Origin of the sequence: Pedobacter zeae (genome assembly GCF_014196715.1) — a bacterium.
Taxonomy (GTDB): Bacteria; Bacteroidota; Bacteroidia; order Sphingobacteriales; family Sphingobacteriaceae; genus Pedobacter; species Pedobacter zeae.
The window spans coordinates 837614-861683 of sequence record NZ_JACIEF010000001.1; the positions used below are offsets into that span (position 1 = coordinate 837614).

The window sequence follows — 24070 nt, forward strand, 5'->3', positions numbered from 1 at the left end:
TGATGATTAAAGACAGAAAGCCAATCTTTTTTGAAAAGATTTAGCGCGATATGTTAACAAAAGTTCTCTTCTCTTTATCATTTGAAGCATTCCTGCGGCAAACCCGATACCTATATTTGATTTTCCTAATACCAATTTACCAGGCAAACTCTGCCATGATAAAAGTGACAGCAGTTTAGTTTCAGGGAAGATTGGATCAACGGAAAAGACCGAATATAAACCAAATTTAAACAAAAATGAACCAAACAATTTTTATCAGGAAATTGCCGGCTTTTACGCTATTGGTAATTTTCTTAATGCTCCTGCATTTAAGAGGGTATGCCCAAGACCGGTTAATTACCGGAAAGGTAGCAGCCAACGAAGATTCTTCCCCTTTATCAGGAGCAACCGTGCTGTTAAAAGGAAGGAATAAATCTACAGTAACAAACGAACAGGGACTGTTTTCTATACTCGCCAAAAAAGGAGATGTACTTATCTTTAGGATGGTGGGCTTTAAACCGCAGGAGATCACAGTGGGCGATGCCAATATCATCAATGTTGTTTTAAAGGGCGAACGTACTAATTTAGATGATGTTGTAGTAATTGGCTATGCGAAGATTGCAAGAAAAGATGCTACAGGTTCGATAGGTTCGATATCCGGAGAGGAGTTGCGCCAAACGCAGCCAACTACTTTCGATCAGGCCCTGCAAGGTAAAGTTGCCGGGGTGGTGGTGCAGCAGGTATCGGGCCAGCCCGGTGGTGGGGTATCCATCCAGATCAGGGGGGTATCGTCAATAAGCGGTTCCAATTCACCATTATTCGTGATCGATGGCGTGATTATCCCACCGGTAAACGATCCTGGTAAAGGATCCAATCCTTTAAATGCCATTAACCCTTCCGAAATCGAATCGATAGATGTATTAAAAGATGCTTCAGCTACCGCTATTTACGGTTCGCAGGCTACCAATGGTGTAGTGGTTATTACTACGAAAAGAGGTAAGATAGGTGCACCTAGCATCAGTTACGATGTTTATGCCGGTTTCCAGGAAATACCCGGACGGTTACCTACCATAGACCTGCAACAGCTTGCCACATTTATTAATGCCAGGGCGGCAGTTTGGGGTTTCGACGTAAGGCCAGAATTTGCCAACCCGCAATATTTAGGTAAAGGAACCGACTGGCAAAAAGAGTTGTTCCGCAGAGCACCGATGCAGAATCACGACATTACTTTAAAAGGCGGCGATACCAGGACACAATATTTACTGTCGGCCTCTTATTTCAATCAGGAAGGTATAGCCCTTGGATCTGATTTTAAAAGGTATTCGGTGAGGTTGAATTTGGATAATAAAACGACAAACTGGCTGAAAATAGGAACCAGTCTGCAATTGGCCCACGTTGATGAGAACGTAGCGGCAACCGGCGCCAGTGTAATCAGTACCGCGCTGAATAATACGCCAGATATTCCGGTAACCAACTCTGATGGCTCTTGGGGCGCGGTTACCAACAACAGTGGTTGGGTACAGCCTTCAGCGAATCCGGTTGCACTGGCCACCATTATTAAAAACCTGAGAAAGCGAAACCAGGTATTTGGAAATCTATATGCCGAAATACAGATTGCTAAAGGATTATCATTAAGAAATGAGCTATCGGGTAACTTTGATTTTACCACAGAAGATTATTTCTCGCCGAGTTATACCTTTGGTAAAGGCACGCCAAGTCAGAACAGTGGTTCTACATCAGCCGGCCAGAATTTTTACACCGTAATACGTAATTTTCTGAATTACGGGCATACTTTCGGGAAATTGAGATTGGATGCCTTGGCAGGACATGAATCTCAGGAAAGCACATTTCATAATGTCAGTGCCGGCCGCATCAATTTCCCTTCAAACAATGTACAAGCCATTAATGCCGGCGATCCAACCACGGCCACTAACGGAGGCGATAATTCATTATCGAACCCTAAAGGTGGTAGTGCGCAGGAATCCTATTTCGGCCGTATCAACCTTTCATGGGATGATAAATACCTGTTAACGGGTAATATCAGGAGAGATGGTTCTTCTAATTTCCCCTCCTACAACCGTTGGGTAACTACCTATTCGGGTGGATTTGCCTGGAAAATTAAAAATGAAGCATTTTTGAAAGATGTAGCAGCTATAAATGACCTGAAATTGAGGTTGGGATATGGACTGACCAACAACCAGGGTATACAGGGAAATAGTTTTATCACTCAGTTAACCTCGGTGCCTAATGGCCTGTCGGGTACGGCGCAATTCCAGAGCAATTTGGCTAACCCCAATGTAACCTGGGAAAAAACAGATTATTACAGTGCAGGAATCGACGCTTCATTTTTTAATGGCCGCTTAAGTTTTGTATTGGATGTTTATAACCGCCAAACAGACGGACTTTTATTAAAAGTGCCCCTTCCTTTGTATAGCGGAACGGCGGCAGGTTATTCGCCAGGAAGTATGGCAGCGCCTTACGTGAATGTTGGTAAAGTGAGCAATAAAGGTTTCGATTTCCAGATCAGTTCTACCAATATCAGTACTCAAAAATTCAATTGGAAAACCAGTTTTACCCTCTCCAGAAATATTAACAAAATCATCTTCTTAGGTTCAGGTGGCGATCAGGCCAATCTAAGTACTTCATTTAATAATGATATCATTCAGACAACAGTAGTAGGCCAGCCTATAGGCCAGTTTTATGGCTATATATTTGACGGAGTTTATGCAACACCGAATGATTTGCAAACACACGCCAGGCCTGTTAACTCTGCCGGTAATCCTTATCCGGTATCGGCAGCGGGCGGCGGAATCTGGTATGGCGACCGTATGTTTAAAGATTTGAATGGCGACGGTGTTATAGACAGTAAAGACAAAACTTTTCTGGGTTCTCCACTGCCAAAATTCCAGTTTGGTTTGAACAATTCATTCAGTTACAAAAATTTTGACCTGAATGTTTTCTTCAGTGGAAACTACGGCAACAAAATATTCAATCAGTTAAAGGTATCTCAGACCGATCCGCAAAACAATTCGAGCTATTTTTCGGCAATATTAGATTATGCGAGGGTGGCTTTAAGAGATCCAAACGGCTCTGCAACAGATGTTAATAATGTATATGTCACTAACCCGAATACCACTATTGTAAGTTTGAGGAATGATAATACCAACGGTAATAATCGTCCGAACAGTCTATTTATTGAGGATGGTTCATTTATAAAATGTAAAAACATCACCTTGGGTTACCGTTTCTCTGAAAAACTTTTGTCGAAAATACACATCCGTTCAGTGCGGGTATATGGCACGGTAACCAATGCATTTATCATTACGAAATATTCGGGTATGGATCCTGAAATAGGTTCATGGAATCCGCTTTCGGCAGGATGGGACAGTGGTTATTATGCTCAGCCGAGAGTATTTACCCTGGGTGCTAATATCACCTTAAATTAATAAAACGATTACCGATTTAAATATAGGTTCATGAAATCATTTAACAAAACGATTACGACCATCCTGTTATTTGCAGTAGCAATTGCGGGGTGTAAAAAGAGTTTCTTAGACCGTCCGTCTAACTCGCAGATCAGTTCTAATAACTTTTATAAATCAACTTCCGATTTACGGCTTGCCACTGCGAGCTTATACGCCGGTGCACAATGGTCGAGGTGGAACAGGAGCGGGATGATGCCGTTTGGCGATGTACTGGCCGGTACCGGTAGTTTCGCATATAGCCAGGATTTGGTTCAGCTTTTTACGCGTACCATTACTGCCCAGAATACTTACGTTTCGGAGGCCTGGATTAGTTTATACAATGTTATAGGGCAATGCAATACAGTTATTAATGCCATAAAAGAGCAGGCAGATGCGTCTATCCCACAGGCAGATAAAAATGCGGCTATAGCCGAGGCAAAATTTATCCGTGCCATGGCTTATTATTATTTGGCCATTTATTACGGTGCTGTGCCTATTATTGAAGATAACAGGAAACTGATCGACAACCCGCTGCTTAACCGCAATATCATGTCTGACGTTTACAAATTTGCCACCAACGACCTGACTTATGCGGCGCAATACCTGCCTAAAACAGATCAAAAAGGCAGGTTAACCACCTGGTCGGCACAGGGAATGTTAGGGAAGGTATATTTAACCATGGCTGGTGTAGGAAAAAGTGGTGGTATGCGCAGCCAATCTTTGTTAGACAGTGCTAAAAAATATGCTGGAAATGTATGTAAAAACAGTGGGTTAACCTTGTTTCCAAGTTACTATGAGCTGTTTAAAGCGCAAAATAACGACAGTCCGGAATCACTGTTTGCGCTTCAATGGACTGCAGGGGTTGGTTATGCTACAGGTAACGATCTGCAAACCTGGTATGCACCAACCGGCGAAGTGCTTCCTCAAAAAACGGGTGGATGGCAATCTTTAGCGCCAACTTACGATTTATACCGGATGTACTCGCCTAAAGATACCGTAAGGCGAAAAGCGACCATTATGCTCAACGGAGATTTTTATCCTGAATTGAATCAAGCTGCCGGTGGTTATAAAGCTACTGGTACAGGCATGAAAAAACACATTATTGGTAACGAAAAAGACAACAATGCACCAACTATGGGATCATGGTCTTCTATAGAACACAACTCGCTACTGAGGTTGGCCGATGTGTACCTGGTTTATGCAGAAGCCATTTTGGGTAATAATACCAGCACCAGTGATGCTGATGCGCTATTGTATTTTAATAAAGTGCGTACAAGGGCGGGCGTAGATCCGGTAACTTCGATAAACCCAACCATGCTGCGTGTTGAACGGAGGGTTGAACTGGCTTACGAAGGACAATATTGGATAGACCTGGTGAGGTTTTCTTATTATGATCCGACCAGTGCCGTGAAATGGCTTAACGACCAGGATGCTACTCACGGACGGATTGGGTTTACTTATGATCCGGTAACGAAAATAGCAACCAGGGATACTACTGCGCTGCCATCTACACTTCCGGCCACCATAAGCTCATTTACGTTGCCAATCCCGGCATCAGAGATGACCAGTTCGCCGAAACTTGCAGAGCCTCCTGTACCATATTATTAATCAGAACATTAAAAATAAAATATTATGAAAAAGATAATATACCAAATCTTTTCTTTACTGGCACTTTGCCTTATGGTGGCGGCTTTACTGCCGGCCTGTAAAAAAGATGCAAAAGATAAAGGAGCTCCTGTGATTACCAATATCAGGAGTTATGTAGCCTCACCTAACGATACGGTTTTGAAGAGCGCAGTGGCAAATGGCCAATACGTGGTGATAACCGGCGAAAACCTCAGGTATGCTACCCGGATAAGCTTTAACGGGGTTGATGCCACCTTTAATACTGCGCTATTTGCCTCTAACAGTGCAGTGGTGCAGATACCGGCCATGGAATATTCAAAACTTGATACCGCTAAACTTTATACGGTAGATTATGTAACAACAAGCGGTTCTACTACATTTTCGTTTAAACTGGGGCCTGCAGCACCAAAAGTTACAGGCGTATCTAACCTATATGCCAATCCGGGCGATTCAGTCTATGTTTCCGGTACCGACTTCTTTTTTGTGAAACGCTTTTCGTACAGGGGCACACCTATCCAATCGTTTAAATTGGACCCCCTCGGAACTTCTATCGGTTTTATTATGCCGGCTACAACGAGCAATGATATCATATCAGTAAGCACGAAGAGCGGTGAAGTGAATTTTAAAATAGTGGCCACGCCGATTATCGCCAGTGTTTCGAACGAAAATGCCAATCCGGGCGATTCGGTATATATTTATGGCACTTATCTTAAAAATATCCAAACGCTAACGTTTGCCGGTACCGCCATTACTTCTTTTAAATCAGCAGCTAACGGAAGTTCGGTTGGATTTATTTTGCCTGCGCTTACGCAAAGAGGACCAGTATCCATTACCACATCGTTTGGTTCAGCCAGTACCATTTACAATGTGAACGATACAGAAACAGGCTCTATATCAAACTGGGACAGTAATTTCAACTGGCAATATTGGGGAGCCGGAAAACAAACTCAGGGAGACCCGCATTTCCCTGGAAATTCAAGCACCTATATGGCGATGGACATTAGCGGGCTATCAGCTGGCGATGGTATGCCCTGGAGTACCAATATCCCAATGAATGGCGCACAATGGGTTCCTGCAGCGAGCATTACCGATTCGGTAAGTCACTGGGCATTTAAGTTTGAAACCAATATCCCAAGGGCATGGAACGGTACTACAGTGAACATTGTAACCGGAGTAGGTGGCTTTATAGCACGATGGGAGCCATGGCAAAAAACGGCTACGACGACCGCACCTTATACCACAAAAGGTTGGGTAACCGTAACCATTCCTTTAACGGCGTTCCGTGCATCAGATCCGACGCTTGGCGAGGGTAAAGGCGCTTCCATAGCAACTATTGCCGATCTGACCGGATCGTCGGGAAATACCTCATGTATCTTGTACATACACAACTATGGAACTGCAGCCGGTAGTTTCTATGGCGCCTTTGATAATTTGAGGGTGGTAAGGATTAAATAGATTTAGGCCTCACGGTAGTATAACTGCTGTGGGGCTTGTCATCATTAAAATGATAATTAAAGCAAATGAGCCCTTCCCTTTATTGGGGCAACGATTGATTTGATGAACGAACCAATAAGCCGGGCTTTAAAGAAATAGATTAAATGACCTCTCAACGCCCCAGGTTTGGTTTTATCGTGCGAAGAAGCGAAAGCTTAAGTGCGATAAAAACCGCACTTGGTTTATAGCTCGAACCCATTAACATGATCCGGGTGCACCAGTGCAATTTTTTGCTGATGTGGCGGTCCCATAATTTAAAACAATAAAAAACAGACCTATGAATTATTTGAAAAAAGTAAATATTAAGGGGCCCCAGTCCATTTTAGTATTTATGATTTTATTAAACTTTTTTACTGCATCCTGCAAAAAGAAAGATAATGTTGAACCACAACTCAGTATTTCTTCATCCGAGATTGCCTTTCAGCCTGAAGGCGGCATCTCAAACGTAACGGTTGCCAGTAATGGTAAATGGAACACTAAAAACCCTGCAGACTCCTGGTTGCAGTTAAACCAGATGACAGGAAACGAGGGGAATACGGAATTGAAATTAACAGCAGCACCCAACACCACTGGTTTTTCCCGTTCTGTAATACTTACCGTTACTTCAGACAATGGCCAGGCCCGGCGGCTTACCCTCTCGCAGGCCAGCCTGTTGTATCCATCGTATAACACATCGCCGAAGGCTCCTGACCAAACGGGGATGAGCAGCAACGCGGTGCAATTGGCGGCTAAAATGAAATTAGGGTGGAATATCGGCAATACCATGGAAGCTCCCGGAGGCGAAAGCGGCTGGGGTAACCCACAGATTACTGAATCGTATGTTAAATTTTTAAAGCAGACTGGTTTTAATGCGGTAAGGCTTCCATGTTCATGGGATTGGTACCACTTAAGCGACCGCTCAAAGGCAACAATAGATCCTGCGTGGCTTAACCGCGTTAAGGAAGTGGTTAAATATTGCGTTGATAATGATATGTATGTATTGCTCAACATCCACTGGGACGGTGGCTGGTTGGATCATAATATCAATGCGGCTAAAAAAGACTCGGTAAATGCCAAACAAAAAGCCTATTGGGAGCAGATTGCCACCACGATGAGAGATTTTGATGAGCATTTAATGTTTGCAAGTGCAAATGAGCCACCTGCCGAAAATGCAGAACAAATGGCGATACTGAACAGTTATCACCAAACTTTTATCAATGCGGTTCGCGCTACCGGGGGCAGAAACAGTTACCGTGTGCTGGTTGTACAAGGGCCTGGCACCGATCCTGATAAAACCAACAACTTAATGAACAGCCTGCCTACCGATCAGGTGCCTAACCGCTTAATGGTGGAAGTGCACAATTATACCCCCTCACAGTTTACCATTTTGGATAGTGATGCAAGTTGGGGCAAGATGTTCTATTACTGGGGAAGCGGGCACCATTCTACCATCCAGCCCGACCGTAACGCTACCTGGGGCGAGGAGAGTGAACACATCCGGATATTCGGTCTGATGAAATCTAAATTTATAGATAAAGGAATCCCGGTAATATTGGGCGAATACGGTGCTTATAAAAGAGGGGGCAGCAGAAACGTTCCATCAGACCTGGCCGCACACAATGCTTCGGTAGATTACTGGAATAACTATGTAACCAAACAGGCTATTCAGTTTGGTTTAAAGCCTTTCTTCTGGGATACCGGTGGCGCTTTAGACCGCAGAAATAATACCGTGCGTGATCAAGGCACCATAAATGCCCTGATAACAGCAGGTAAGTAGAAATAGTATTACACTGTAAATTAAGCCCGAAAGGTTAGGTACTTAATCGGGTAAAGTTTAAAAAAAATAAATTTTCTGGAGATATGGAAGCTCAGCTACTGTTGAAAATCAGGACGTTGAGCTTCCGGCTTCAAGGAAATACCATACACACCAACACACAAATGCAAAAAAATATTTGGTTACTGGTCTTTTTACTTTTTTCTTTTTCGGGGAGGTTAACCGCCCAGGATTCTAAAAAAAAGAGGCCAATTATTCAGGAACGGATCATAAATGCCGATTTCGGCCAGGCGGCCGGCAAATTAAACACCATGTTTAAGGAGTGCGTGGGTGCAGGCCGCGCAAATGAAGGCCTTCGGGCCGATTGGCAGCAACAGCTTGCCTATGTTAAAAAAGAGTGCGGTTTTAGGTACATCCGTATGCACGGCCTCTTAACCGACGATATGGCGGTATATACCGAAGATAACAAAGGCAATCCGCAATACAACTATATGTATGTAGACGTTTTATTCGATTTTTTGCATAGCATCGGTATCAAACCTTTTGTTGAACTTGGCTTTATGCCCGGAAGGCTTGCCAGTGGCAACACCACCATATTCTGGTGGAGAGGGAATGTAACCCCACCAAAAGATTATGAGAAATGGGCCGGCCTGGTAAAAAACCTTACCGAACATTTTACTGAACGCTACGGTGCAGATGAGGTGAAAACCTGGTATTTCGAGGTGTGGAATGAACCCAACCTTTCTCCCGGATTCTGGACCGGAACACAGGAAGATTATTTTAAATTATACAAATATGCTGCCCAGGCAGTTAAAAGTGTAAATAAAGCCTATCGTGTTGGCGGCCCGGGGACGGCAGGTGCAGCCTGGGAGCCTGAAATGATCGAATATTGCCATAAAAACAACGTGCCCATAGATTTCATCAGCACCCATGCCTATGGTGTAGGGCAAGGCTTCCTGGATGAATACGGACAGGGAGGTACTGTACTCGATAAAAATCCGATGAGCGTGAGCAAAGAGGTACTGCAATCCAGGAAAGAGATCGCAGAATCGGCAATGCCCAATTTGGAGTTGCATTATACCGAGTGGAGTTCATCGTACACACCAGCCGATGCTATTCATGATAGCTACCACAGCGCGGCATACGTATTGCAAAAACTGAAGCAGGTTGGCAATGCCGCCAATTCCATGTCTTACTGGGTTTTTACAGATATTTTTGAGGAACCCGGACCGCGTTATACCCCGTTTCATGGCGGTTTCGGAATGCTAAATACCCAGGGCATTAACAAACCGGTATTCTATTCCTACCAGTTTTTAAACCGTTTAGGGGATATCGAACTGGTCAATAAAGATCAGGCTTCGTGGCTCTGCAAAGATTCATCAGGAAACCTGCAGGCACTTGTTTGGGATTATACCTACACGCTGCCCGATTCAACCAATAATCAACAATATTATAACCGTGATCTCCCGTCAAAACCGAAAGGGAAACTGAAGATCAATATTGCGAATGTGCCTGATGGTAATTATGCGCTGGAAATGTACAAGGTAGGTTACCGGGATAACGATGCCTATTCAACCTATCTTTCCATTGGAAAACCCTCGCAACTTTCGAAACAGCAGGTAGAACAAATAAAAAGACAGAATGATGGTTCGCCGTTTTCTAAAGAAATCATCACGATAAAAGATGGACATGCTTTTTCGAAAGCATTGGATCTTCGTGAAAATGATGTGTTTTTCCTCAATATGATCAAGCTTTAAACCGGAAAATCCATGAAAAAAATAATGAGGATATTTATACTCAGATTGTTTACATTTTTTGCACTGTTCTTTTCCGTTCAGTTTCAGGGTTATGCCCAGGTTACCTTAGCAAAGGTGTTTGGCGATAACATGGTATTACAGAGAGGGATTAAAATTCCGGTCTGGGGAAAATCGGTACCCGGAGTACACATTAATGTAACCTTAGGAGAAATCAGGGTGAAGGCCATTGCAAACAGACAAGGAGAATGGAAAGTGTTTTTTCCTGCCTTTAAGGCCGGCGGGCCATATACACTTAGCATTTCTGAATCAGGAAGGCCGGGATCGGGAGTCGAACTACAGGGAATACTTATTGGTGATGTTTGGCTGGCTTCGGGGCAATCCAATATGGAGTGGTCTGTACAGCAGGCAAAAGATGCTGTTAATGAAATTGCCAAAGCAGATTTTCCAAAAATACGTTTATTTCAAGTCGAACATGTTAAGAAATTAAGCCCTCAACAGGATGTGGCAGGTGGAAAATGGAAAATTTGTAACCCTGAAAATGTGGCTCAGTTCTCGGCAGTAGCTTATTTTTTTGCAAAAAAAATACACATAGACCAGGGTGTTCCGATAGGCATTATACAAAGTACCTGGGGTGGAACACCGGTCGAAGCCTGGACAAGCCGAGAAAAATTGCTTTCTTCTCCAATTACCAAAGCGAAAACAGTGGCCAATGATACGCTGGCTGAGCGGCATTTTGTAAAAGATAGCCTCGACCAGGCACGTTCATGGGATATTCTTTATCATCCCTATCAAAATGCCGATAAAATAATTCCGCAACCCCATTACAACGATTCAGGGTGGCCGGTTATCGAAATGCCTAAATTGATCAAAGATTTTGGGATCGGGCCTTATGAAGGAATGATTTGGATGCGTAAAAAGATCATTTTACCGGAAGCTTTTTCAAAGGCCGACCTGACACTTTACATTGGTAGGCCAGATGTAAATTATTCTCTTTATTTAAACGGTACTGAAATTTGTAAAACAGTATGGAACACCAACCCTGGTCAGCACTATACCATTCCTGCCAAAATCCTGAAAAAAGGGGAGAATACGGTTACGCTAAGGTTGGCCATGTTATGGGGAATTGGTGGATTAAACCCACCAGCAGATGAAATGTATATCACAAATGGTAAGGCAAGAATATCATTGGCCGGTACCTGGAAATATCAAAAAGATTTAGAGCCGGCTATGGCCAAAAACCGCAATTACCAATATTATCCTTCACTACTTTTCAATTCGATGATCAACCCGCTTGTTCCATACGGAATTAAAGGATTTTTATGGTACCAGGGTGAAGCGAACGATACTGCGGCCTACAATTACCGTAAGTTATTTCCAATGTTGATTAAAGATTGGCGCGAACGCTGGAAACAGGGAGATTTACCCTTTCTGTATGTGCAGTTGCCAAATTTTAAACAAACACAGCCCTTACCTTCCGAAAGTGAATGGGCCGAGCTGAGAGAAGCCCAGGCGCTAGCTTTATCGCTGCCCAACACCGCCATGGCCTGTACCATCGATATCGGGGAGGCTGATAATATCCACCCGGGCAATAAACAGGAGGTTGGACGCAGGCTTGCCCTTGCTGCGGATCAACTCGTGTATAAACAGGATAATATAGCTTCAGGACCATCACTGAAAAGTTTTTCGAAGAATGGAAGCCGTATGCGTATCCGTTTTACAGATACGGGTGGTGGGTTAAAATCAAAAGATGCCAAGGCATTAACCGGTTTTGCCATTGCAGGGAAAGATAGACATTTTCATTGGGCCGAGGCCAAAATAGAAGGGAATGAAGTGGTGGTTTACAGTGAAAAAGTACCCCAGCCGGTAGCTGTACGTTACGCCTGGGCCGATCATCCGTTATGCAATTTAGTGAATTCGGAGGGCTTGCCTGCCAATCCTTTCAGAACTGACAATTGGAAAGGGATTACTCAGAAATAGTTACCCGGATTGGATGTTAAATGAAATTGGCTAACGATTTAAGACTGCAGACTATATTGATAATATAGAGAAGTAAAGGATTTAAATACTTAATAAATAAATACTTATTGAAATAATGACCACCGCTGTAAAGAAAATATTGATATCCTTTGTGCTTTTAATGTACTGTACGTTACTACATGCGCAGCATACACCTGGTACTGAACGTAAACAATTGTTTGATTTTAACTGGAAATTTAACCAGGCAGATAATACCAAAGCCCAATCGCGTGATTTTGACGACAGGGACTGGCGCAGCCTGGATTTGCCTCACGATTGGAGCATTGAAGGAAAAATAAACCCTAAAAACCCAACCGGAGGTGGCGGCGGGTATTTTCCTGCTGGAATTGGCTGGTACAGGAAAACTTTTAAAGCCCCTGCTGATTGGAAAGGCAAAAAGATTTCCGTTTATTTTGAAGGGGTTTATATGAATGCCGAGGTTTTTATTAATGGAAAATCGCTTGGGATATATCCTTACGGCTATTCATCATTCAGTCATGATCTTTCACCTTATCTGGATTTCGGTCGCGAAAACCTAATCGCAGTGCGCGTAGACAATTCGCAGCAAATGAACAGCAGGTGGTACAGTGGTTCGGGGATTTACCGCCATGTTTGGCTAACGGTTACCAATGCAGTGCATATTGCCAACTGGGGAGTTTCCATTACAAGCCCTGAGGTGTCTGCAAAAAAAGCAACCGTTCTGGTGAAAACCTTGGTGAAAAACGAAACCGGCCAGGCTCAAAGTCTCGTCGTAAATACACGGTTATGGGGTACAACGGCTAAAAATGCAGGCAATGGTCAAATCAAGGTTAATCTGGCCGCCAATAGCGAGAAAGAGATTGCACAAACAATTACTGTTGCCAATCCTTCGTTATGGACACCTGAAACACCCCATTTATACAAGGCAGAAATAGAGATTACAGGAAATAAAAATGTAATCGATAAAACGGTAACCAGCTTTGGTATCCGTTCTATAAAATTCACCCCCGAAAACGGATTCCAGCTTAATGGGAAAACAGTAAAGCTGAATGGCGGATGCGTGCACCACGATAATGGCTGCCTGGGTGCAGCCGCTTTCGACAGGGCCGAGGAGCGTAAAGTTGAACTGCTTAAAAAGGCCGGATTTAACGCCGTAAGAACTTCCCATAATCCGCCTTCAGAAGCTTTTTTAGCTGCATGCGACAGGTTAGGCCTCCTGGTGATCGATGAATCATTTGATTGCTGGAAAGTTGGAAAAAACAAACAGGATTATGCAAAATATTTTAACGAATGGTGGCAACGCGATTTAGACGCAATGGTTTTGCGCGATCGCAATCACCCTTCTATTATCATGTGGAGCATTGGCAACGAAATTGTGGAAAGAGGTACTCCCGGGGCAGTAGAAACAGCAAAAATGCTGGCTGATGCCATTAAAAAAATAGATACTACACGTCCGGTTACCTCAGCCATTGTAGACAATGGAAAAGATTGGACCTTAATGGATTCATTAATGGCCACGCACGATGTGACCGGTTACAACTATCATTTATCGACCGCGCCTGCCGATCATAAACGGGTACCGTCGCGGATCATTTTCCAATCAGAGTCGTATCCTAAAGATGCGTTTTTAAATTGGCAGCTGGTTAAAAACAATCCGTTTGTAATTGGCGATTTTGTTTGGACCGCCATAGATTACCTGGGAGAATCGGGAATAGGCCGGTGGTATTATTCGGGTGATGTGCCGGGAGAACACTGGGAAAATGATTTTTTCCCATGGCATGGTGCCTATTGTGGTGATGTTGACCTTTTGGGATGGAGGAAGCCAATTTCGCATTACCGCAACCTGCTGTACAATAATACCGAAAAATTGTATATGGCGGTTCGCGAACCTAAACCCGAGCCGCTCGAAATTAAAACAACCTGGTGGGCCGTGTGGCCAACCTGGGAAAGCTGGAACTGGCCCGGCTATGAAGGGAAAAATATAGAGGTAGAAGTATATTCGAAATACAAAAAAGTAAGGCTCTACCTGGACAATAAATTGCTGGGAGAAAAACCCACCGGGCTTGAACAGGAGTTTAAAGCTACCTTTCCGGTTCCATATGCTCCGGGAACACTTAAAGCCGTTGGTATAGAAAACGATAAGGAAGCAGAATCGTTTGTGCTGCAAACTGGCGGAGCTGCCGCGCAGCTTAAATTATCTGCCGACCGCAAAGAACTATTATCAAACGGACAGGATCTAGCCTATATAACCATCGAAATAACAGATAAAAACGGGATCACTCAACCCAATGCCGGAAATCGCCTGGAATTTAAAATCGAAGGACAGGGTGTTATTGCCGGAATAGATAATGCGGATATTAAAGATGTTGATCAGTACACCGGTAACTCGCGCAAGGCATGGCATGGACGGGCATTGGTTGTAATCAAAAGCACGCATAACGCAGGTGAAATTAAGCTTACAGTTACATCAAGTGGGCTGGAACAGAAAAGCATCACCATTAAATCAATACAAAGTAACTTATAACTATTAATATCACTAATGAATAAATTCTTTTTTCGGGTTATCATTTTTACGGTCTTATGGCCTGCTCTGGTAAATGCCCAACTATTGCATCTTAAATCTCCTGATGGGAAAATCGATATGGCTCTGGAGAACGGAGCGAAAATGTTATGGTCGGTAAAATATGAAGGTACAGAGGTTGTTGTCCCTTCAGTTATTTCTCTAACACTGGGCAACGGGCTGGTTTTAGGAAATCATGCAAAAGTTAACAGCATTAAAAAAGCAAGTGTTAATACCGTTTTTAATACCCCTGTTTATAAAAAGAAATCGGTTATTGACGAGTATAACCAGCTAACCATAAACTTTAAAGGCGATTTTGGTTTGATTTTAAGGGCTTATAACGATGGGGTGGCCTATCGTTTTTTTACCAGGAAAAAAGGAGAAATTATTGTTGAGCGCGAAGAAGCTAATTTTAACTTCAGTAAAGATCATAAAGCTTTTATTCCTTACGTACGCGATTTAAGGGAAAATAACCAATACATATCTGCTTTCGAATCTACCTACGATGAAATCCCGCTTTCGAAAATGGTAAAAGATTCGCTGGCCATTTCTCCGCTTCTTGTTGACTTGGAAAATGGAAAAAAAGCAGCTATTGTAGAAGCCGAACTGGTTGATTATCCGGGTATGTTCCTCACCCGGAACAAGGAGGTAGCGCACAGCTTACACGGAACTTTTGCCCGTTACCCTAAAGCAGAGCGTTTAGGCGGATTTAATAAAATGAATTATATGGTAACTGAAAGGGAGGCTTACCTTGCCAAAACCAGTGGCAACCGTAATTTTCCGTGGAGGGCTGTTATCATAAGTGAAAATGACAGAGACCTTTTAAACAATGATATGGTGCAAAAACTCTCTGTGCCTTCACAAATTGCCGATATCAGCTGGATCAAACCAGGCAAAGTAGCCTGGGACTGGTGGAATGACTGGAATATATCAGGAGTGGATTTTAAGGCCGGAATTAATACAGAAACCTATAAATATTATATAGATTTTGCCGCTAAAAACCACATTGAATATGTAGTGCTGGACGAAGGGTGGAGTGAAGAAACCGACCTGTTAAAAATATCACCCCACATAAACGTTAAAGAACTGATCAGTTACGGGAAGCAGAAAAATGTGGGCATAATACTTTGGGCATCGTGGTTTGCCATAAATAAGGTTTTAGATGATGCTTTTACCCAGTATTCGAGTATGGGAATTAAAGGTTTTAAAATAGATTTTATGGATCGCGACGATCAGAAAATGGTAAATTCTATTTATAACATCGCTAAAAAAGCTGCAGATTATAAACTCCTTATCGACTATCATGGCATGTATAAACCCACAGGGATACAGCGTACCTATCCTAATGTTATCAATTTTGAAGGGGTAAAAGGATTGGAAAATGCCAAATGGACACCGAAAGACGATATGCCTCATTATGAAACCACCATCCCTTTTATCAGAACGCTGGCCGGACCCATGGATTATACGCCGGGAGCCATGCGCAATGCCACAAAAGCAGATTTTCATCCAAGTAATTCCATGCCGATGAGCCAGGGTACAAGGTCGCACCAGTTAGCCATGTATGTGGTATATGAGGCGCCCTTACAAATGATGGCCGATAGCCCGACAGCATATATGAAAGAACAGGAGAGTACCAGTTTTATTTCGAAGATACCAACCACCTTTGATGAAACAGTTGCCCTTGATGGAAAAGTGGGCGAATACGTTGCCATAGCCAGGAAAAAGGAGGATAAATGGTACATAGGCGGACTCACCAACTGGTCGGCCAGAACAATAACCGTCGATTTGTCATTTTTGGGCAAAAGTAAATTTTCAGCAGAAATTTTTAAGGATGGAATGAATGCCAATAAGGATGCAGCCGATTATAAACACGAAATAGTTAGAGTAACCAGTGCTGATAAGCTGACCATTGATATGGCGAATGGAGGCGGCTTTGCAATCATCATTAATCCGGAAAAATAGTTTGATCGCAGCCTCATTTATCGATATCAGGGCTGAGGTAGATTTATTTTGAAGAAGACATTTTATTTGTTCAAGAAGAATTTTAAATATGAAAAGAATCATTACCCTTTTAATCATTGTTTTGGGCTGCTATCGCGGCGCTGATGCCCAGGGATATAAAAATCCGGTGATTTCCGGTTTTCATCCCGATCCGAGTGTATGCCGGGCTGGCGATGATTATTACCTGGTCACCAGCAGTTTTGAATACTTTCCCGGAGTTCCGGTTTTTCACAGTAAAGACTTAATTAACTGGACCAAAATAGGCCATTGCCTTACCCGTCCGTCCCAGCTTAAATTAGACAAATGTGCTCCTTCGGCGGGTATTTATGCACCCACTATCCGTTATCACGAAGGGCGTTTTTACATGGTGACCACCAATGTATCGGGTGGTGGAAATTTTTATGTACATACCGATAATCCGGCTGGTGAGTGGTCTGAACCTGTATTTGTAGAGCAGGGCGGTATCGATCCTACTTTATACTTCGAAGGGGGTAAAAATTACTTCATTTCGAATGGTGAAGGCATCACCATCAGTGAAATAGACCTTAAAACTGGAAAAAGACTTACCGAAAGTAAGATTGTATGGAAGGGTACCGGCGGGCGGTATCCGGAATCCCCGCATCTTTATAAGAAGGATGGTTGGTACTACCTGCTCATTTCAGAAGGAGGGACTGAATATGGGCATAAAATGACCATTGCCCGTAGCAGATCGATCTATGGGCCTTATGATCCAAATCCTTCTAACCCTATTTTAACCCACATTAATGAAAATGCACAAAGTAATCCCATCCAGGGTACGGGGCATGGCGATTTTGTGCAGGCTCATGATGGTTCGTGGTGGGTTGTATTTCTGGGCTTTCGCCCCCAAAGTTTACTCCACCATGTATTGGGGCGGGAAACTTTTTTAGCCCCCGTAAGATGGGATGTAAATGCATGGCCTGTTATAAATGGCAATGGTACGGTAGATATCGATATGAATGTGCCTACCTTACCCTTAAAACCTGTTAAGCAACCGGATTATTCAACAAATTTTAACGAAAATAAATTAAGTGTTAATTGGAACTACCTGCGAAACCCATTTATGGAAAATTATTCCCTTACCGAAAAGAAAGGTTCATTGAGGCTCAAGGCAAGCCCGGTTTCTTTAGACGATCATGATTCGCCCACTTTTGTTGGACGAAGACAGGAACATATCAATTTTACAGCTACCGCTTCCTTGTCGTTAAACGATGCCGTAGAAGGCGACGAGGCCGGAATGACGGCTTACTATTCGCCCCAGGCACATTATGATGTTTTTTTGAAAAAATCGAATAATGGCAAATATAAAGTATCCTTAAATTATAAAATGGGTGCACTGGACCACGTTGCCCAAGAAGTTGAAATTCCCGGCGATCATGCTTATTTACAAGTAAAAGGAGATAAGGATTTTTATTCGTTTTACTATTCAGTAGATGGTAAAGAATTTAAATTTTTAAGTAAGATAAACATATGGTACCTGAGTTCTGAAACGAACGGAGGTTTTACTGGTGTTTTAATTGGGTTATATGCCCAATCCAAAAATAAAAATACGAAAGCCTACGGCGATTTTGATGAGTTTATATATAAACCGGCGCTTTAGATCAATGCAGGGTAATGACATTTTATCAGCATAACGATCGTAATAAAGCCAAAAACGAGGATGAACAAAAGACTAGCGGAAATATTACTTAAAGAGTGGGCATGGCTTGTTTTATCTATGCTGCTCGTAGCGGGTACTGCACATGCACAGACTGCTATGATTAATGTGCAATCCAGAAACGCTACCAGCTTAAACGGCGAATGGAATGTTATTCTTGATCCTACCGGTATTGGCGAATGGAGGCAGATATGGCAGGAAAAAAAGCCCTTATTAAAAACCGATTTTGTAGAATATGCTTTTGAAGGTAGCCCCCGACTGAAAGTACCCGGTGATTTTAATTCTCAAATGTGCGAATTAACCTACTTTGAGGGTGTTGTATGGTATAAGAAAGAATTTAGTTATTCGCCGGATAAGAATAAAAGGCTCTTCATCCATTTTAGTGCAGTAAATTACCTGGCAGATGTTTACCTGAACGGGGAAAAGCTTGGAAGCCACGAAGGTGGTTTTACCCCATTTCAATTCGAGGTAACCAAAAAAATTAAACCGGGTACAAACGCGCTGATTGTTAAGGTTGATAACAAAAGGCTGAAAAACGGACTTCCGGGATTAGGCTACGACTGGCTAAACTACGGTGGCATTACCCGCGATGTGAACCTTATTGAAACGGGCAATACTTACATTGAAGATTATAGCATTCAGCGCCGGAAAGGAAGCCAAAAAGAAGTGTTGGGGTGGGTAAAATTGAATGGAGCAGATAAACAAAAACGGATTAAAATTAAAATTCCTGAACTGAAAGTCGAGCTTTCAGTAAAGTCAGATAGCAAAGGAGTTGCCAGGCTACAATTTTCCTCATCTTTTAACCTGTGGTCGCCAGCTTACCCCAAACTTTACAAAGTGGTTATAGAGACTGAAACCGATACTGTTGAAGATGAGATCGGTTTCAGAACCATAGAAGTAAAGGGAAATAAAGTTATGCTGAATGGCAAGGAAATTTTTCTTAAAGGAACAAATATTCATGAAGAAAACCCGGTTAAAGGGGCAAGAGCATTTTCTAAAGAGGATGCAATATTGCTGTTAGGCCAGGCAAAACAGTTGGGCTGTAATCTGGTCAGGCTGGCACATTATCCTCATAACGAGAATATGGTAAAACAGGCTGAACGCATGGGATTAATGGTGTGGAGCGAATTGCCGGTATACCAGCATATTGAATTTTCAGACACAGCGGTTTTATCAAAAATGGATTTGATGCTCAAAGAAATGGTTCGCAGAGACAGGAACCGCTGTAGCGTAGTAATCTGGAGCCTTTCTAATGAAACCTACGATGCTACGCCAAACCGTACCAAGGCACTTGCGGCATTAACCCAGGTTTGCAGGCAACTCGATTCTACCAGGTTGGTCACGCACGTTACCAATAGCCAGGCCTATCACAATAATTCTTTTAAGGTATGGGATAGCCTTTACAGGTATGCCGATCTCATCTCGCTTAACGAGTATATTGGCTGGTATATACCTTGGCAGGGTAAGCCCGAAAATGTAACCTGGAACGTAGCCTTTCCGGATAAACCGGTTTTTATTTCCGAATTCGGTGGAGAGGCTTTGTTTGGTAACAATAGTGGAGCAGCAGACGAGGCTGCTTCGTGGCGTGAAGAATATCAACAGCAAATTTATATCAACCAGCTCAGGATGTTTAACACCACCCCCAATTTATGCGGGGTTGCCCCATGGCTTTTGTTTGATTATCGTTCATTGGGCCGAATGCATCCCATTTATCAGAAAGGATATAACAGAAAAGGCCTGTTATCCGAAAAAGGCGATAGAAAAAAGGCCTGGTTTATTATGGAAAAATATTATAAAAGAAAATGAAAGCTATAAGTTTAAGACAAGTCGTATTGACTTTAGGCTGTTTAATGGCCACTATGAATATTTTTGGTCAAACCAGGTCGATCTATCTTTGGGATGGAGAAGCGCCCGGTGCCATTGCTGATGCCAACTACAAGCTGCAGGTAGATTCGGCAAACAGCTGGATGAGCTTGGTTTCAAAACCCTTACTTGATGTGTATCCTGCCCCGCGCGAAACCGCTAACGGAACAGCAGTAATTATATGTCCGGGGGGCAGCTATTCAGGACTGGCCATTGCCCACGAGGGAAAGGAAGTGGCTAAATGGTTAAACAGCCTCGGAATAACAGCTTTCGTGTTAAAATACCGCTTGCCAAATCATGCGATCATGACCGATAAAGCAATCGGGCCTTTAATGGATGGACAACAAGCGGTGCGCCTGGTGAGGCATAACGCTAAAGAGTGGGGGATCAATCCCGGGAAAATCGGGATAATGGGATTTTCAGCAGGTGGGCATCTCGCTGCTTCGATATCCACTCATTTTAAGGATAAGGTATCATCCGCTAGTGATACAACCAGTGTGCGGCCAAACTTTTCGATATTGATTTATCCGGTAATATCCATGCAGGAAAATATTACCCATAAAGGTTCAAAAGTAAATTTATTGGGCGAAAATCCGGCGTCAGAAAGGGTAACCTACTTTTCAAACGAACTGCAGGTAAACAGCGAAACACCACCCGCTTTCCTGGTACATTCTATTGATGATAAAACGGTTCCGGTACAAAACAGTGTGGTTTATGCACTCGCTATGGAGAAAAACAATGTTCCCTGCGAACTGCATATTTATCAGACTGGCGGCCACGGCTATGGACTTGCACATTCTAAAAATACGGAATCATTATGGCCTGAGGCCTGCCGGAAATGGATGGAGGTGAGGGGATACATCAAAGGGCAGGAAGCAGAAAAACCCATTTTTGACAGGACTGTAAAACTCGCCCCTGACGACAAACCTGCGTTTAATGATCCACCGGTAGGTTTTAGAACTAAACGCGACAACATACCCCATGGTACAGTCAGCCCAGTTCAATATACCGCTAAAGCATCAGGGCAATCGCGCGAAATGTTGGTTTACACGCCACCGGGCTACTCGCGCGCTAAGCGTTACCCGGTAATTTACCTGTTGCACGGGCTCAATTCGGGTAATGGCCAATGGCCATACTGGATTAATGCTAATACCATTATCGATAACCTGATCAGTGAAGGTAAAATTAAGCCAATGATAATTGTTTTTCCTAACTGCAATACCAATGTAACCGTTAATAACCCAAAACCGGATGAGCAGGAGGAACGAAAAGGAGGCTATAAAGGTTACGGTTTGGCTTTCCAGAATGATTTACTCCATGAAATTATTCCTTTTATAGAATCTCATTATTCGGTTTATGCCGACCGTGGGCACCGTGCACTTGCCGGCCTGTCTATGGGCGGTGGTCAATCACTGAATATAGGGCTCTCGCACATCAATACTTTTGCCTATGTGGGTGGTTTCTCTTCGGCACCCAATACCAATCAGTTCGGCGGTCTTTCAGATGCTAAGCTTTTGCCCGATCCATTGGCTGCAAAACAGAAGCTAAAAGTTTTATGGCTGGCATGCGGCACCAAAGACGGCCTGTTTAATGTTAGCCAGCGTGTACACCAATACTTAAAACAAGAAGGGGTGCCGCACGTATGGCACGTAGATTCGAATGCACACGATGATACAGAGTGGGCCAACAACCTCTATCTTTTTGCCCAGCACCTCTTTAAATAAGGGTACCGAAGAAGGTAAAGAGAAAGAATACATAACAATTAATAGATATTGGAATAAATGATGAAGAAGTATTTAATAACGCTCTTGTTATCTGCACTGTGTGCAATCCAGGTAAAATCGCAGACTGCAGCTGCCTATTTTCCGGAAAAGGATCTAATTACCACAGGGATATACTATTACCCGGAACATTGGAAAGAAAACCAATGGGAACGCGATATTAAAAAGATTGCAGACATGGGCTATGAGTTTGTTCACCTTGCTGAGTTTGCCTGGTTTAAGATGGAACCAGAAGAAGGGCATTTTGATTTTACCTGGCTGGATAAAGTAGTTGATCTCTGCACCAAATATAAACTTAAAGTGGTGATGTGCACCCCATCGGCAACTACACCGGCCTGGATGCGCGTAAACTACCCCGAAACTTTTATCATGGATGGGCATTATATCCGTGCTGAACACGGGACAAGGGGGCTGGGTTCGATCGTTAATTCCAAATACCGCTCGTTTGTTGAAAAAATAGTGCTCGAAATGGCAAAACGCTACGGAAAAAACAAGAATATAACTGGCTGGCAACTTGATAATGAGCCCGATGCCAAACCCGATTATAGTCCATCCTCGCAGGAAGCTTTCAGGCAATGGCTAAAAAACAGGTACCAAACCATTGAGGCCTTAAATGAGGCCTGGGGCACAGCTTTCTGGAGTCAGTGGTATAACAGTTTTGAGCAGGTTATGATCCACAATACCAACCTGGTGGGATGGTGGGGAAATAACCCACATGCCTTGCTCGATTTTAAGCGTTATTGCGCTGATGCGCAGGCCGGGTTTCTTGATCTTCAGGCCGCGCTGCTAAGAGATCACATTGCTAAAACCCAATACATTACCACCAATTATACCGCGGTTTGCACCGGCGCTGATCCTGGCCGAACAAAGAAAGTCGACTTTGCGGCCTATACCGCCTATCCTAATGGCGGCAGCGATAATATCGGCGAGCTTGGCTTCAGGCTGGGCGATAGCAGGGTATTATTATTCGCATCTTCGTACTATCAGCAATTGAGAGGATTATCCGGTGTAATGGAGATTCAACCCGGTCCGGTAAACTGGGGAAGCTATAACCCACTGCTTTTACCCGGAACCGTACGCATGTGGTTATACCATTCATTTGCAGCTGGCGGAAAACTGGCCTGCTCTTATCGTTTCAGGCAGATATTATATAGTGCCGAACAATACCATTCCGGGGTGATAAAAACCGATGGTACGACACCTTCGCCAGGCGGAGAGGAGTATATTCAGTTTAACAAGGAAATAAAACAGTTGCGAAAATTATATAAACCAGGCAAAACAATGCCCCAAAAGCTGGCTGCACGATCTACAGGTATCCTCTGGAACCTGGAAAATTACTGGACAATAGACCGGCAAAAGCAAACCAACCAATGGGATACCTGGGGATACCCGGTTAAATTTATGGAGGCTGCAAAATCGCTTGGCGCACCGGTAGATATCATCAATGAAACAAGCGATTTTTCTAAATATAGTGTTGTTATTGTGCCTGCTTACGAAATGGCTGATGCTGCATTGATTAAAAAATGGGAAAAATATGTTGCTGATGGCGGGCATTTAATAATTACCTGCCGCACTGCAACCAAAAACAGGATGGGGCATTTCTGGGAAGACAAAACTGCCGTACCAATAACGGGTTTGATAGGGGCCGAAATCCTGGCTACAGATATGCTTTCGGGGCGATCCAGGGGCGATGTTCAGATCGGTTCAAAACATTATGGCTGGAATAGTTGGGCAGATTTGCTTCAGGCCAAACCAAATTCGGAGGTTGTTGGCGTTTACCAGGACCAGTTCTACAAAGGGAAACCGGCTGTGGTAAAGCGTAAAATTGGCAAGGGGGAAGTAACTTATATTGGCGTAGCTACTGCCGACTTTGAACTGGAAAAGGATATTTTAACCAATACATATACCAGTGCAGGAGCTACCGTTGAAAACTATCCCAAAGGCATTTACGTATATTGGAGAGATGGCTTTTACATGGCTGTAAATTATTCTTCAACCGATTATACGTTTAATCTCCCTAAAACGGCGCAACTTGTTATCGGAAAGAAAACCCTTGAGCCTGCCGGCGTACTGGTTTGGACAGAATAAACCTGAATTTTAAACTTGGAGTATTGCTGAG

12 protein-coding genes are annotated in these 24070 nt (G+C 43.3%); all 12 read left to right on the plus strand.

From position 1 onward, the window contains the following. Window positions 1-236 precede the first annotated feature (236 nt). The 12 genes from GGQ60_RS03475 to GGQ60_RS03535 all read left to right on the plus strand — a co-directional run bounded on the left by GGQ60_RS03475 (window position 237) and on the right by GGQ60_RS03535 (window position 24039). On the plus strand, window positions 237-3425 hold the full coding sequence (locus GGQ60_RS03475) for a SusC/RagA family TonB-linked outer membrane protein (protein WP_183759989.1): 3189 nt from the start codon (window positions 237-239) through the stop codon (window positions 3423-3425). 30 nt (window positions 3426-3455) lie between these two features. Then, complete coding sequence (locus tag GGQ60_RS03480; RefSeq protein ID WP_183759990.1) at window positions 3456-5051, plus strand: RagB/SusD family nutrient uptake outer membrane protein; 1596 nt, start codon at window positions 3456-3458, stop codon at window positions 5049-5051. Between the two features lie 24 nt (window positions 5052-5075). Continuing rightward, window positions 5076-6524: a glycan-binding surface protein gene (locus GGQ60_RS03485; RefSeq protein ID WP_183759991.1), complete on the plus strand. Its 1449-nt coding sequence runs from the start codon at window positions 5076-5078 to the stop codon at window positions 6522-6524. 316 nt (window positions 6525-6840) lie between these two features. Further along, window positions 6841-8319 carry a cellulase family glycosylhydrolase gene (locus GGQ60_RS03490; RefSeq protein WP_183759992.1) on the plus strand — a complete coding sequence of 493 codons (1479 nt, stop codon included), beginning with the start codon at window positions 6841-6843 and terminating at the stop codon, window positions 8317-8319. Between the two features lie 161 nt (window positions 8320-8480). Beyond that, a complete protein-coding gene (locus GGQ60_RS03495) occupies window positions 8481-10073 on the plus strand; it encodes a GH39 family glycosyl hydrolase (RefSeq protein WP_183759993.1) in 1593 nt (530 codons plus the stop codon). Window positions 10074-10085: 12 nt separating this feature from the next. Continuing rightward, window positions 10086-12050: a sialate O-acetylesterase gene (locus GGQ60_RS03500; RefSeq protein ID WP_221235869.1), complete on the plus strand. Its 1965-nt coding sequence runs from the start codon at window positions 10086-10088 to the stop codon at window positions 12048-12050. A gap of 115 nt (window positions 12051-12165) precedes the next feature. Next, window positions 12166-14592 (plus strand): glycoside hydrolase family 2 TIM barrel-domain containing protein, encoded by a 2427-nt coding sequence (locus tag GGQ60_RS03505; protein ID WP_183759994.1) that lies wholly within the window; start codon window positions 12166-12168, stop codon window positions 14590-14592. Between the two features lie 15 nt (window positions 14593-14607). Then, window positions 14608-16593, plus strand: coding sequence for a retaining alpha-galactosidase (locus tag GGQ60_RS03510; RefSeq protein WP_183759995.1), 1986 nt, complete (start codon window positions 14608-14610; stop codon window positions 16591-16593). An 88-nt stretch (window positions 16594-16681) separates the two neighbouring features. After that, window positions 16682-18250, plus strand: coding sequence for a glycoside hydrolase family 43 protein (locus GGQ60_RS03515; RefSeq protein ID WP_183759996.1), 1569 nt, complete (start codon window positions 16682-16684; stop codon window positions 18248-18250). Between the two features lie 60 nt (window positions 18251-18310). Next, the gene (locus GGQ60_RS03520; protein ID WP_229685081.1) at window positions 18311-20113 is read left to right on the plus strand and encodes a glycoside hydrolase family 2 protein; all 1803 of its coding nucleotides are present in this window, start codon (window positions 18311-18313) and stop codon (window positions 20111-20113) included. Further along, complete coding sequence (locus GGQ60_RS22870) at window positions 20110-21894, plus strand: alpha/beta hydrolase-fold protein (protein ID WP_221235870.1); 1785 nt, start codon at window positions 20110-20112, stop codon at window positions 21892-21894. Before GGQ60_RS03520 ends, GGQ60_RS22870 begins: the two co-directional genes overlap by 4 nt. Window positions 21895-21951: 57 nt before the next feature. Further along, window positions 21952-24039: a beta-galactosidase gene (locus GGQ60_RS03535; protein WP_183759997.1), complete on the plus strand. Its 2088-nt coding sequence runs from the start codon at window positions 21952-21954 to the stop codon at window positions 24037-24039. Window positions 24040-24070: the final 31 nt, after the last annotated feature.